11 protein-coding genes are annotated in these 12224 nt (G+C 78.0%); 6 read left to right on the top strand and 5 right to left on the bottom strand.

What is annotated here, in order from left to right:
• The 3 genes from EF903_RS18440 to EF903_RS18430 all read left to right on the top strand — a co-directional run.
• Window positions 1-1076 (top strand): SDR family NAD(P)-dependent oxidoreductase (locus tag EF903_RS18440; RefSeq protein WP_221888753.1); only part of this gene is annotated, 1076 nt, incomplete at its 5' end.
• 72 nt (window positions 1077-1148) lie between these two features.
• A complete protein-coding gene (locus tag EF903_RS18435; RefSeq protein ID WP_125544551.1) occupies window positions 1149-1631 on the top strand; it encodes an SRPBCC family protein in 483 nt (160 codons plus the stop codon).
• Complete coding sequence (locus EF903_RS18430) at window positions 1624-3222, top strand: NAD(P)/FAD-dependent oxidoreductase (RefSeq protein WP_125544548.1); 1599 nt, start codon at window positions 1624-1626, stop codon at window positions 3220-3222. The genes EF903_RS18435 and EF903_RS18430 overlap by 8 nt, the downstream gene beginning before the upstream one ends.
• A gap of 29 nt (window positions 3223-3251) precedes the next feature.
• Here EF903_RS18430 and EF903_RS18425 read toward each other — a convergent pair whose 3' ends face one another.
• Window positions 3252-4802, bottom strand: coding sequence for an FAD-dependent oxidoreductase (locus tag EF903_RS18425; RefSeq protein ID WP_125544546.1), 1551 nt, complete (start codon window positions 4800-4802; stop codon window positions 3252-3254).
• Window positions 4803-4892: 90 nt separating this feature from the next.
• On the opposite strand from EF903_RS18425, the gene EF903_RS18420 reads away from it, so the two are divergent.
• Window positions 4893-6335, top strand: coding sequence for a M20/M25/M40 family metallo-hydrolase (locus EF903_RS18420; protein ID WP_125544544.1), 1443 nt, complete (start codon window positions 4893-4895; stop codon window positions 6333-6335).
• A 63-nt stretch (window positions 6336-6398) separates the two neighbouring features.
• Here the strand turns inward: EF903_RS18420 and EF903_RS18415 are convergent, their stop codons facing one another.
• The 3 genes from EF903_RS18415 to EF903_RS18405 all read right to left on the bottom strand — a co-directional run bounded on the left by EF903_RS18415 (window position 6399) and on the right by EF903_RS18405 (window position 9685).
• A complete protein-coding gene (locus tag EF903_RS18415) occupies window positions 6399-7229 on the bottom strand; it encodes a MerR family transcriptional regulator (RefSeq protein ID WP_125544543.1) in 831 nt (276 codons plus the stop codon).
• Window positions 7230-8135: 906 nt separating this feature from the next.
• Window positions 8136-9401 (bottom strand): peptide ligase PGM1-related protein, encoded by a 1266-nt coding sequence (locus EF903_RS18410; protein WP_125544541.1) that lies wholly within the window; start codon window positions 9399-9401, stop codon window positions 8136-8138.
• Window positions 9398-9685 (bottom strand): hypothetical protein, encoded by a 288-nt coding sequence (locus EF903_RS18405; RefSeq protein ID WP_125544539.1) that lies wholly within the window; start codon window positions 9683-9685, stop codon window positions 9398-9400. The genes EF903_RS18410 and EF903_RS18405 overlap by 4 nt, the downstream gene beginning before the upstream one ends.
• A 486-nt stretch (window positions 9686-10171) precedes the next feature.
• Between EF903_RS18405 and EF903_RS18400 the strand changes: the two genes are divergently transcribed.
• On the top strand, window positions 10172-10789 hold the full coding sequence (locus tag EF903_RS18400) for a 2'-5' RNA ligase family protein (protein WP_260615549.1): 618 nt from the start codon (window positions 10172-10174) through the stop codon (window positions 10787-10789).
• Window positions 10790-10820: 31 nt separating this feature from the next.
• Here the strand turns inward: EF903_RS18400 and EF903_RS18395 are convergent, their stop codons facing one another.
• On the bottom strand, window positions 10821-11393 hold the full coding sequence (locus EF903_RS18395; protein ID WP_125544534.1) for a GNAT family N-acetyltransferase: 573 nt from the start codon (window positions 11391-11393) through the stop codon (window positions 10821-10823).
• A 128-nt stretch (window positions 11394-11521) separates the two neighbouring features.
• On the opposite strand from EF903_RS18395, the gene EF903_RS18390 reads away from it, so the two are divergent.
• Complete coding sequence (locus EF903_RS18390) at window positions 11522-12193, top strand: lipoprotein (protein WP_125544532.1); 672 nt, start codon at window positions 11522-11524, stop codon at window positions 12191-12193.
• Window positions 12194-12224: the final 31 nt, after the last annotated feature.

Genomic DNA, 12224 nt, shown 5'->3' with positions numbered 1-12224 from the left:
TGACGACGACGACCCGCCCCCGCAGGGACGACCTTCCACCACCCACCTGCACCACCTCCGGCATGCCGGAGGTGGTGCAGGTGGGTGGTGGAAGGTCGTCCCTGCGGGGGCGGGTCGTCGTCGTCACCGGGGGCTCCAGCGGCATCGGGCGGGCCACCGCGCTGGCCTGTGCCCGGCGGGGGGCGTGCGTCGTGGTGGCCGCCCGCAGCGCCGAGCAGGTGGAGGAGGTCGCCGAGTCGTGCCGGCGCCGCGGCGGCCCCGCGCTCGCCGTGCCCGTCGACGTGACCGACGAGCGGGCCGTCGCCGGCCTCGCTCGGGCCGCCGTGGAGCGGTTCGGGCGGATCGACGTGTGGGTGAACGCGGCCGCGGTCGGGATCCTGGGCCGCTTCGACCAGGTGCCGGTGGCGGACGTGCGCCGGCTGCTCGACGTCAACGCCGTCGGAGCCCTGAACGGCGCCCGCGCGGCCGTCCCCGTCATGCGCCGCCAGGGCGGCGGCGTCCTCGTCGACGTCGCCTCCCTCCTCGGCGCACCGGTCGCGGCCCCCTACATGGGCGCCTACGCCATGTCCAAGGCGGCACTGACCACCTTCGACGACGTGCTGCGCCGCGAGCTGGCCCTGCGGGGCGACCGCCGGATCGCGGTCTGCACCGTCCTGCCGACGGGCGTCGACACCCCGTTCTTCCGGAACGCCGCCAACCACAGCGGCCGCGCCCTCCGCTCCCTCCCGCCCGTCGCCACCCCCGAACGCGTGGCGCGCGCCGTCGTGCGCGCGGTGCGCAGGCCGCGCGACCGGGTGCTGGTGGGCCCGTACGCCCGCTCGATGGCCGCCGCCCACGCGCTCGCCCCCGGCCTGCTGCGGCGGGGCATCGCCCGGCGCACCGACCGGGTCTACCTGGAGCGCGGCAGGCCGCGGCTCCCGCAGGCGGGGAACCTGTACACGCCGACCGGCGCCCGTGCCGCCCTGCACGGCGGGCGGCACGGCGGCGCCCGCACCGCCGCCCGCCGGGCGGCCGCGGCCGCGGCCGCGGTGTTCGCCGTACGCGCCGCCCTGCGCGGCAGCCGGACCCCGCGGTGAGGAAGCGGCCGTGTGGTCCCGCCCCCGCGGGGTAGGCGCGACGGGCCACCCGCCTTCAGGAAGGGGACAGCCATGGCAGTCCAGCACCGGCTGGTGCAATGCCCGCCCGACCGCGTCTGGGACGTGCTCTGCGACGGGGACCGGTACGCGGAGTGGGTCGTCGGAACGTACGACTCCCGGCAGGAGGACGACCGCTGGCCTCAGGAGGGCTCCGCCCTGCGCTACCGGCTGAAGATCGGCCCGTGGACCTTCGACGGCCGCACCGTCGTCCGCATCCACGAGCCGCGCCGCCGCCTGGAAATGGAGGCCAAGGCGGGGCAGCACGCCAGCGCCCGGATCGCCATCGAACTCGTGCCGTGGGGCGGCGAGACCCTCGTCGTCCTCGACGAGCACCCCCTGCGCGGCAGGGGCTGGACCTTCCACCACGCGGCCATCGACGCCGTCTCCCAGATCCGCCACCGCAGCATGCTCGCCCGCCTGGCCCGCACCTGCGAGGAAGGGGCCGGAGGCGCCGAAGCGGAGGCTGCCGGGGCCGGGGCCGGCACCCATGCCTGACCCCGACGCGGTCGTCATCGGCGCCGGCCCCAACGGTCTCGTCGCCGCCAACCTCCTTGCCGACGCCGGCTGGCGGGTCGTCGTCTGCGAGGCCGCGCCCGAACCGGGCGGCGCCGTCCGCAGCGACCGGGGCCTGGACCCGTCGTACGTGCACGACCTGTTCAGCGCCTTCTACCCGCTCGCCGCCGCCTCCCCGGTCATCCGCCGCCTGCGCCTGGAGCGCCACGGGCTGCGCTGGAGCCGTGCCCCCGCCGCCGTCGCCCACCCCCTCACCGACGGCCGGTGCGCCGTACTCGGCGGCGGGGTGGCGGACACGGCGGCGTCCCTGGAGCGTTTCGCACCCGGGGACGGCGCCGCCTGGGAACGCATGTGCGACATGTGGGACCTGGTCCGCGGCGACCTCCTCGACTGCCTCTTCACCCCCTTCCCCCCGGCCCGCGCCGGCCTCCGCCTCGCCGGCCGCCTCGGCTACACCCGGGCCCTGCACCTGGCGCGCACCATGCTGCTGCCGGCCCGCCGCTTCGGCGAGGAGGAGTTCGACGGCGAGGGCGGCCGCCTCCTCATCGCCGGGAACGCGCTGCACGCCGACCTCGGCCCCGAGTCGGCCCTCGGCGGCGGCTTCGGCTGGCTGATGTGCATGCTCGGCCAGACGTACGGGTTCCCCGTGCCGCAGGGCGGCGCGCAGGCCCTCACCGGCGCCCTCGTGGGCAGGCTGGCGGCCCGCGGCGGCGTCCTGCACTGCGGGCGGGCCGTCACCGAGGTGCTCGTGCACCGCGGGCGGGCCGCCGCCGTCCGCACCGCCGACGGCACCTGCATCCGCGCCCGGCGGGCCGTCCTGGCGGACGTCCCCGCCCCCCTCCTGTACGAGCGGCTGCTCGCCCCCGAGCACGTCCCCGACCGGATCCGGGCCGCGCTGCGGCGCTTCCAGTGGGACTTCGCCACCTTCAAGGTCGACTGGGCGCTGTCGCGGCCGATCCCCTGGCGGGCCGAGGGCCCGGCCTCCGCCGGCACCGTCCACCTGGCCGACGGCCTGGACGAGCTGACCGAGTGGTCCGCGCAGATCGCCATGCACCGGGTGCCGAGCGACCCGTTCACCGTCCTCGGCCAGATGACGACGGCGGACGCCGGCCGCTCGCCCGCGGGTACCGAGTCGGCGTGGGCGTACACGCACGTCCCCCAGTCGGTCGCCGGCGACGCGGGCGGCGACGGCATCACCGGCCGGTGGGACGAGCGCGAGAAGGAGGCGTTCGCCCGGCGTATCGAGGACCGGGTGGAGCGCTGGGCGCCCGGATTCCGGGAGGCGGTCCGCGGCCGCCGCATCCTCGCCCCGCCCGACCTGGAACGCCTCAACCCCGCCCTGGTCGGCGGTTCCGTCAACCAGGGGACGACCAGCCTCCACCAGCAGCTGGTGTTCCGGCCGCTGCCCGGCACCGGACGCCCCACCACCCCGGTCCGCGGCCTGTACCTGGCCTCCGCGACCGCGCACCCGGGCGGCGGCGTGCACGGCGCGCCCGGCGCCAACGCCGCACGCACCGCCCTCCGCGCCCCCCTGCCGCTGCGCGCGCCGCGCAGGCGCCCCCGCACCCCCTGACGCGAGGGGGCCGCGGCGGGCGGCCCCCATCAGAGGGTGTCGGGGTCCTTCCGCTCCAGCGGTTCCAGCGCGGGCCCCTGGAGCACCGTCCCGTCGACGGCGAAGCGCGAGCCGTGGCAGGGGCACTCCCAGGTGCGCTCGGCGTTGTTGAATCCGACCAGGCATCCCATGTGGCTGCACACCGCCGACACGGCGTGCAGCCGGCCCCCGTCGTCCCGGTGCACGGCGTACGGCCGGCCGCCGGACCGGACGACCGTGCCCTCGCCGGGCTCCAGCTCGGCGACGGGGCCGCGGCTGCCCTCGCCGAGACTCCGCAGCCGGTCCTGCACCAGGTGCCGGCCCACCTCCCACTGCGCCTTCAGGAAGGCGGGCGCCTCGCGGACCACCGGGCCGATCCGGCCGGGATCGTACAGCTCCGCCCACGGCTCCGGCGCGCCGGCGACGAGCGAGGCGATGAGCCGTCCGGCGAGGACACCGCCGGTCATGCCCCAGCCGCCGAAGCCGGTGGCCACGTACACCCCCTCGCCCGCGGCGGGCAGCGGCCCGATCAGCGGCACCGTGTCGGTCGGGGTGTTGTCCTGCGCCGCCCAGCGGTGGGTGACCTCCAGGCCGGGGAAGCGGTCCGCAGCCCAGGAGGCCAGCCGCCGGTAGCGCTCGCCGACGTCCGCCTCCGAGCCCGGGGTGAAGGCCTCGCCGGTGACGACGAGCAGCCGCTCGCCGTCCCGGCCGGACGGCGCCGTCCGCACGGAGCGGGTGCCGCCCTCCCGGGTGATGTACATGCCCTGCGGGTCCGCCGCGGCGGGCACGGTGCCCGCGACGACGAGGTCCCGGTGCTGGTCGAGCCGGGTGGCCAGCAGCGCGTGGTCGAACAGCGGGTGGTGCGCGGCGACGACGACGGTGCCGGCGGTGACGGTCGCCCCGGACTCCGTGGTCAGGTGGTGCGGCGTCCCCCGGCCGAGCCCGGTGACCCGCGAGTGCTCGAAGATGCGGCCGCCGTGCGCGACCAGGTCCTCGGCCAGCCCGCGCAGGTAGGCGAGCGGGTGGAACTGCGCCTGCCCCGCGGCCCGCACCGCCCCCGCCACCGGGTACGGCAGTCCGGTCTCCGTCACGAACGACACGTCGAGGCCGGCCGTGCGGGCCGCCTCGGCCTCGGCCCGCAGCTCCGCCACACCCTCCTCCTCCGTGCAGTAGGTGTAGGCGGCACGGTCTTCGAGCGAGCAGTCGATGCCCAGCGCGGCGGCCGTCTCCCGGACGTGCGCCAGAGCGGCACTGTGGGACCGCGCGTACAGGGCCGCGGCCTCCTCGCCGCGGCTGTCCAGCAGCTTCCCGTAGACCGACGGGTGCAGGGCGGTGAGCTTGCCGGTGGTGTGCCCCGTCACCCCTCCGGCGGTCCGCAGCGCCTCCAGCACCACCACGCGGTGCCCGGCGCGGGCCAGCTCCCAGGCCGTGCTCAGCCCGGCGATGCCGCTGCCGATGACGGCCACGTCCGTCTCCACCCGCCCTTCGAGGGCGGGGCGCGGCGGCAGCGGCGCGGTCTGCGTCCAGTACGAGGCCCATTCCGGAGCGGAGTCAGCGTTCATGCGCGGCGGCTGCCCAGGAACGGCCGCCGCAATCACGCCCGCCCCCGCCGGCCGGGATTGCACCGGGCGCGGGGTGGGCAGCCGCCGGCCATGGGCACCACGGAACCCGCGGACGCGGCGGCAGCCGGCCCGGCCGGAGAAGGCCCGCCGGGGCCGGCCGACCTGGAGGCCCTCGCCGCCTGGGTCGCCGTCCCGTCCGTGTCATCGGACCCCGACCGGGCCGGGGACGTACGGCGCTCCGCGCGCCTCCTGGCCGAGGAGATGCGCCGGGCGGGCGCGACCCGGGCGGAAATCTGGGAGACGCCCGGCCTTCCCGCCGTCTTCGGGCACATGCCGGCCGCAGACCCGCGGGCACCCCGCCTGCTGGTCTACAGCCACCACGACGTCCACGCCGCCGACCCCGCCGAGTGGCGGACCACACGGCCGTTCACGCCGCTGCTGCGCGGCGGCCGCCTCCACGGGCGGGGGGCATCCGACGCGAAGGGGCAGCTCATGGCCCACCTGTGGGCGCTGCGCGCGCACACGGCCGGCCGGTCCGCCCCGGCCGTGTCAGTGGCCTACCTGGTGGAGGGCGAGGAGGAGACCGGCTCCGGGCACCTGGCGGACCTGCTGTCCGAACACGCCGACGACCTCGCCGCCGACGTCGTCATGGTCTCCGACACCATGCTGTGGTCCCTGTCCGTGCCGGCGGTCTGCGCCGCCGTCCGCGGATCCGTTACCGCGACGCTCACCGTCCGCGGCGCCGACCGGGACCTGCACAGCGGGGCGGTGTCGGGTGCCGCCGCCAACGCGGCCGCGGAGCTGTGCCGCCTGCTCGCCCAGCTCCGCGACGACTCCGGCAGGGTCGCCCTGCCCGGCTTCCACGACGACGTCGCCGCCCCCGGCCCGGCGCTGCGCGCCTCCCTGGACGCCCTGCCCTTCGACCCCGGCGACTGGCTCGCCCGCACCGGCACCTACAGCGCCGACGGCGAGAACGGCTTCGCCGTGCCCGAGCGCCTGTGGACCCGGCCGGCCTTCGAGGTCGCCCGCCTCACGGCCGGCCGCACCGACACCCCGGCGCTCGGCCTCATCCCGGCCGAGGCCTCCGCCGACCTGCTGTTCCGGCTCGTCCCCGACCAGCGCGCCGACCGCGTCGAGGAGCTGCTCCGCAGCTGGCTGGCCGACCGGCGGCGGCCCGGATACCGCTACGGCCTGGAGATCGCCGACACCGGCTCCGACCCCTACCGGACCCCCGAGGACCATCCCGCGCTCGCCGCCCTCGACCGCGCCGTCGGGCGGGCGTACGGCGCCCCCGCCCTCCGCGTCGGCAACGGCGGCGCCGCCCCGGCCGCCCAGCTCGCGCGGGCCTGCGGCGCCCCCGTGCTCTTCTTCGGGACCGGACTGCCCGGGGACGGCTGGCACGGCCGCGACGAGTACGCCGACATCCGCGCGCTCCGGCTCGGCGTCCGGGCACTGACGGCCTTCCTCGACGAACTGCCGTCCGCACCGGGCCTGCGCCGACCCGGGAGCCACCTGCCGGCCGGACCCGCCTGACCGGAAGCGTCCTGCGGGTTGCCCGTGCCGGCCGCGGCGGCAGCCCGCGCAAAGGAGCGCCCGTCAGACCGGGTGGAGCAGTTCGAGGACGCGCTCCTCGTACCGCAGACGGGCCGGGGAGAAGTCGTACGGCATCGTGCCGACGGCTTCCGGCGGGCTCATCGCCGCCGCGGCTTCCTCCCCCTCGCCGGCGCGCTCGCCGCACCCGTCCAGGAGGTCGTCGAGGGCCTCGTCCAGGCCGGAATCCTCGATGGCGGCCGCCAAGGCGGTCTCGTGGGCACACCGCCGGACGGCCAGGTCCTCGATGCGGGGGTCGCCGGGGGAGACGGTGTCGTCCAGGGCCGACTCGGCCTCCGCCAGCCGGTCCTCCTCGGCCCGCAACCCGGGATGGGCGGCCAGGACGAGGAACCGGTCGGCCTGGACGGCGGCGCCCAGCGGGCCGAAGACGCGCTCCGTGACCAGGAGGGTGTCGAGGTCGGTCGGGCGCAGGGCCCCGGGCGGCAGACCGCACAGGCGGCCGGCGACCTGCGGTGAGAGCAGGCCCAGGGGGCTGCCCGCCTCGCGGAGGCGCTGCACGGCGGCCCGCTGGGCTTCGAGGACGGCCGCCTTGGAGGCGAGGGCCTCCTCCAGCCGGGCCAGGGACTGCCCGATGCCGGCGGCGCCCTCGAAACCGGCCCGGATGTCCTCCAGGGAGATGCCCGCCTCGGCCATCCTGCGGATCCACAGCAGGCGGATCATGTCGTCGTATCCGTAGCGGCGCCGGTCGTCACCCCCGCGTTCCGGCTCCGCGAGAAGCCCGATGGCGTGGTAGTGGCGGATGGCGCGCGGTGTGGTCCCGGCGAACGCGGCGGCATCGCCGATCTTGACCCGGCGGGGAACCGGAGGAAGGGGCATGCGGGGCAACCTCTCGATGTCGTGTGCGGCGCCCACTGGACCACATGCCGCCACGGCACGTGCAAACCCCGCCGCCGTGGGCGTGCCGTCCGCTCCGGGTGAACCGGCCGCGGGGCGGCTTTCCGCAGCCGCAGCCGAAGCCGAAGCCGGCTGACGTCCGACCAGCCGCTCGTGCTACGGCGCCGGCCCCCGCGCCGCCGGAAACCCCGCCTCGGGCGCCTCGGCGCCCTGCCGTCGCCCGGCGATTCCCTGCCGGGGCGGAGGCACGCCCGCGACGCACCCGAAGCCGAGCCGGCCCCGCCCGCACCGCGTCGGGTCACCCCGCGGGCGCCCGGGGGGGGCGTGGAGCAGTGCCTCGTACCGCAGTGCCCCGGCGAGGCCAGGGGCGGGCACCGCATAGCGCCGGGCGGCCCCCTGCGCCGGAGCCCCCGTGTACAGCACGACCCGCTCGCAGCGCGTCGGGTCACCCCGCGGGCGCCCGGGCGGCGTGGAGCAGTGCCTCGTACCGCAGTGCCCCCGCGAGGTCGGCGGCGGGCACCGCGTAGCGCCGGGCGGCCCCCGCGCCGGAGCCCCCGTGGACCGAACGACCCGCTCGCAGCGCGTGCCTCGGCGAGGTCGGGGGCGGGTACCGCGTAGCGCCGGGCGGCCACCCTTTTCGCCGGAGCCGCCGTGTGCAGCACGACCCCGTCGCAGCGGGTCACCCGGCGGGCCCTGAGGCGTCGTGGAGCAGTGCGTATTAGCGCAGTGCCTCGGTGAGGTCGGGGGCGGGTACCGCGTAGCGGCCGGGCGGCCCCTGCGCCAGCGCCCCGTGTACGGCACGACCCCTCGCAGCGCGCCGGGTCACCCGGCGGACCTCAAGGCGGCGTGGAGCAGTGCCTGGCGAGGTCGGGGGGCGCGTAGCGCCGGTCACCCCGCGGGCGCCCAGGCGGCGTGGAGCAGTGCCTCGTACCGCAGTGCCCCGGCGAGGTCGGGGGCCAGCACCGCGTAGCGCCAGGCGGCCCCCCGCGCCGGAGCCCCCGCGTACAGCACGACCCCCTCGCAGCGCGCCGGGTCGTAGGCGAGCCCCTCCGCCCGGAGCCGGGCCACCGCCGAGCCGAAGCGGAGCCCGGGCTCCGCCCGCACCCGGCCCGTCGCCCAGGCACGCTCCCCGTACCCGGCCGCCGCGGCGAGGCGGGCCGCCATCGCCTGCGGCGTCGTCGTCGCCGTACGCCGGACATTGCTCTCCCCGGCGTACGGGACGCCATCCGCCGACACCATCGCGTCCAGGCCGAACGGCCCCGCGTACCCGCGCTCGGCGAGGTACCGGCCCAGCGCCCCGCCCCACTCCTCCAGCACCGCCCCCAGGCCGGCGGACCCCTCCGGCAGCGGCGCCGCATAGCCCGCGAACGCGCCCTCCACGGTGCGCATCTCGCCCGTGAACAGGGTGCGCGGCCCGTGCGGGCCCGTCTCCATCTGGACGCTCACCGAGCGGACCGCGTCGATCCGCTCCTCGACCACCCACAGCCCCCGCTCCCCGCCGACCGCGGCCAGGCCGCGCGCCGCCCACGGCCCGGCGTCCGCCGACAGGAAGAGCATGCCGTGCCCGCCGGCCGACCGGTCGGGCTTGACCACCACCTCCCCGTGCGCGCGCAGCATCCGCGCCACCGCCGCGGCCACCCTGCCGCGCCGGCACACCCGGCCGTCCGGCAGCCGCATCCCCAGTGCGCGGCCCGCCTCCCGGAATCCGGCCTTCGTGTTGAGCAGCCTCGTCACCTCGAGCGCCGCCTCGGCGTCGTCCGCCGTCGCGTACGGGTGGACGGGCGTCCCGAGTTCGCGCGCCAGGGCCACCGCGGAGGCGTCCAGCGCGGTCGGCAGGACCGCCGCCGGAACCCGTGAGCCCGCGACCGCGCGGACCGCGGCGGCCGCGGGGTGCTGCCCGGGCCGCGCCGCCGCCCCGAAAGCCCCGGGATCGGCGACCACGGCGAGCGACGCCCGGGGGACGCCCGTCAGGGCGCAGGCGTACGCGAGGAACTCCTCGCCGATCTCCACCGGCGACACCAGCACGTCCCCGGGACGCAGCAGCCACACCTCGCGCGGGGCCTGCTCCGCCCAGGCGCGCAGAGCCCCGCCCTCGGCGAGGTCGACCGCGAGGTCGGAGACGAGGTTCGCGTAGTGCACCAGGGGGCCGGTCATGGCGCCCCGCCCGGCGGCCGCGGCCGAGGGGTCCGCGGCCCGGCGGGGGCCGGCTCGGCCGTCCGGCGGTGCACCGGCACCCCGACGGCGCCGGGCAGCACCCCGCCGGCGAGGCCCTTCGCCCCGGCCTTCGCACCGCGGGCGACGGCCTCGCCCTCGCCCGCGGCGAACACGTACGGGCCCTGCCGGGCCACCCGGGCGCCGCCGCCCCCGTCCCGCCGGCCGACCGCCGCGCCCTCCCGGCCGGGGCGGGGGAGGAGAACGGCCGCCGCCCGACCCGGCACTGGCCGGGTGGGGTCGACGACCCTGCCCGCGAGTCCGTTCCGGAGCGCCTCGGCGAAGGACCGCAGGAGCGACTCCGGGCGTGGCGCGCGGCCCGCGCCGAGCCGGGCATCCGGGCAGCGACCGACGAGGGCACCACCATGCGGCCCTCGCCCCGGGCCTCTCCGCCCCGAGGGGCCCGCTCGGCGGAGCGCAGCGTCGACCGCATGTCGAGACCGGTGACCCGCGACGAGGCCGCGGCACCGACCGGCGGGCTGCCCGGCCGGTTCGCGGCCGATGCCGCTCGGGGCGACCGTGACCGCGACCGGGCCGGGAGGTCTGGTGCCGGCCATCCGGTGCACCTCCTCTGCATCCGCGGGACTGCCTGCTCCCTGTGTGCCCGGTTATGCCGGGCCGATGCCGCCGAAGGGCGGCGGCATCGGCTGTGCACCCGGCCCCTGGGTACGGGGCAGGCCGCGGAACCGGGCTGCGCGGGCCATGATGGCGGTGTGCCCGTCCCCCGGCGCCCCGTCCCGGCGGCCGCGCCCGGCCGCCTCGCCTCCGCGCCCACGCCGCGCACCGCCGTGGCGTGGCTGCCCCCGGCCGCCCTCTGGCCCGCCATCCAGGCGGTCCGCGTGGAGCACGACCCGCAGATCCGCCGCTGGCCGCCGCACGTGAACCTCCTCTTCGGCTTCGTCCCCGAGGAGGACTTCCCCGCCGCCCTGCCGCTGCTCGCCGCCGCGGCCGCCGAGTGCGAGCCGTTCGACGCCCGGCTCTCCGGAGTGCGCTCCTTCCGGCACCGCACCTGCTCCACCGTGTGGCTCGACCCGGCCGCGGCGGGCGCGGCGCCCTGGCTGCGCCTCCGGGCCGTACTGGCGGATCCCTTCCCCGCCTGCACGGACCGCCTCCCCCGCTTCACCCCGCACCTGTCGCTCGGCCGCACCGGCTCCCCGCAGTCACTGGCCGCCGAGTGCGCCGCGCGGATCGGCGTGCTCCACGCCCGCGTGGACGGCGTCGCGGTGCTCTCCCGCCGGGGCGACGGGCCCATGCGGACGCGCGCCGTGATCGCCCTCGGCGCCGGCCCCGCAGGGACCCGGCCCACACCGGGAGGCCGCGACTGGCCGTAACCGGCCGTGACCGGCCGCGCTGGGCCCGCCGTCAGCGCAGGTCGAACCGCATCAGCACGCGCGGATGCCCGGCCAGGACGGAGGAGGTGTCCGCGCGGTGCACGAACCCGGCGCGCTCGAAGTTCTTCCGCAGCCCGGCGTAGGCCATCGTCAGGTCGACCTTGGCGTCCCCGCCGTCCAGCGGGTACGCCTCGACGGCCGGAGCGCCCTGCGCACGCGCGAACTCCACCGCGCCCGCGATCAGCGCGTGCGAGACGCCCCGCCCGCGGTGCCCGGGCCGCACGCGGACGCACCACAGGGACCACACGGGCAGGTCGTCCACCTGCGGGATCGTGCGGCTGCGCGCGAAGGCGGTGTCCGAGCGCGGCGCCACGGCGGCCCACCCCACCGGGACCTCGCCGTCGTACGCCAGCACCCCCGGCGGCGGCCCCTTCCGGCAGAGCTCGGCCACGTACTCGCCGCGGGCCGGACCGCGGAGCCCGTTGTTCAGTTTGGACGGGATCCGGTAGCTCAGGCACCAGCAGACGTTGGCGCCGGGCGACTTCGGACCGAGCAGCGCACGCACGTCCTCGAACTCGGACGCGGGACGGACATCGATGGCCATGGCCCCACCCTGCCACGCCGGCCGGTGCCCGGCACGGGCCCCCGGGTAATTCCGCACCGGGGACTGCTACGTTGGCCGTTCGCTCCGGGCATGTCCGTCCGGGGCCCGGGGCGGGGGGGACACGGGCAGTGCGAGGCACAGGGGTCAAGGCGGTCGCAGGGGCGGTCCTGCTGGCGGGACTGGCGGCCTGCGGGCCCGCGGAGTCGAAGGGCGCCGCCGGGGCGGGCCCTTCGCAGGCATCCGCGGCGGGAACCCCCGCGCCGGGTGCCGGCGCCGCCTCCGCGGCCCCGCCGGCCGGCTCCGCCGGAGCGCCCGGCAGCCCGTGTACGCTGCCCGTCGCCTTCGACCTGGCGCGGGACTGGAAGCCGAAGGCGGTCACGCACGCGGACGACGAGGAGTTCGCCGGACTGTTCAAGCAGGGCGGAACGACCCTGGCCTGCGAGATCGATGCCAAGCCGGCCGGGCATCTCGGCTTCCTGCGGGTCTGGGTCGCCGACGCGCCGGCCGCTGCCGGCGACGCACGCCGCGTACTGGAGGCCTTCATGGCCGGGGAGAAGGCCAAGGGCGCACCCGCCTACGCCGACCTGCGGGCCGGCACCGGCGACAGCAGCCTGCCCGCGGTCGAGGCGCAGTACGAGACGGCACCGCTCGACGAGCCGAAGAAGGAGCGCGCCGTGGCGGTGGTCACCCCCGGCGGCAGAGCGGTCGTGCTCCAGCTGGGCGGTTTCGACACCGCGGAGCACGATGCGATGCTGCCCGCCTACCGGCAGGCCCTCCGCTCCCTCCGGCCCGCCGGCTGACCGGCCCCGGCCCCCCTCGCACCCCCGAAAC

Origin of the sequence: Streptomyces sp. WAC05292 (assembly GCF_003949955.1) — a bacterium.
Classification (GTDB): Bacteria; Actinomycetota; Actinomycetes; order Streptomycetales; family Streptomycetaceae; genus Streptomyces; species Streptomyces globosus.
The sequence above is the reverse complement of the archived record's forward strand: the minus strand, read 5'-3'. Positions and strand labels throughout refer to the sequence as shown.

What these genes read in the sequence shown, in the direction of transcription:
- EF903_RS18435 (WP_125544551.1), top strand. Translation starts at nt 1,149, where the DNA reads ATGGCAGTCCAGCACCGGCTGGTGCAATGCCCGCCCGACCGCGTCTGG.
- EF903_RS18430 (WP_125544548.1), top strand. Translation starts at nt 1,624, where the DNA reads ATGCCTGACCCCGACGCGGTCGTCATCGGCGCCGGCCCCAACGGTCTC.
- EF903_RS18425 (WP_125544546.1), bottom strand. Translation starts at nt 4,802, where the DNA reads ATGAACGCTGACTCCGCTCCGGAATGGGCCTCGTACTGGACGCAGACC.
- EF903_RS18420 (WP_125544544.1), top strand. Translation starts at nt 4,893, where the DNA reads ATGGGCACCACGGAACCCGCGGACGCGGCGGCAGCCGGCCCGGCCGGA.
- EF903_RS18415 (WP_125544543.1), bottom strand. Translation starts at nt 7,229, where the DNA reads ATGCCCCTTCCTCCGGTTCCCCGCCGGGTCAAGATCGGCGATGCCGCC.
- EF903_RS18410 (WP_125544541.1), bottom strand. Translation starts at nt 9,401, where the DNA reads ATGACCGGCCCCCTGGTGCACTACGCGAACCTCGTCTCCGACCTCGCG.
- EF903_RS18395 (WP_125544534.1), bottom strand. Translation starts at nt 11,393, where the DNA reads ATGGCCATCGATGTCCGTCCCGCGTCCGAGTTCGAGGACGTGCGTGCG.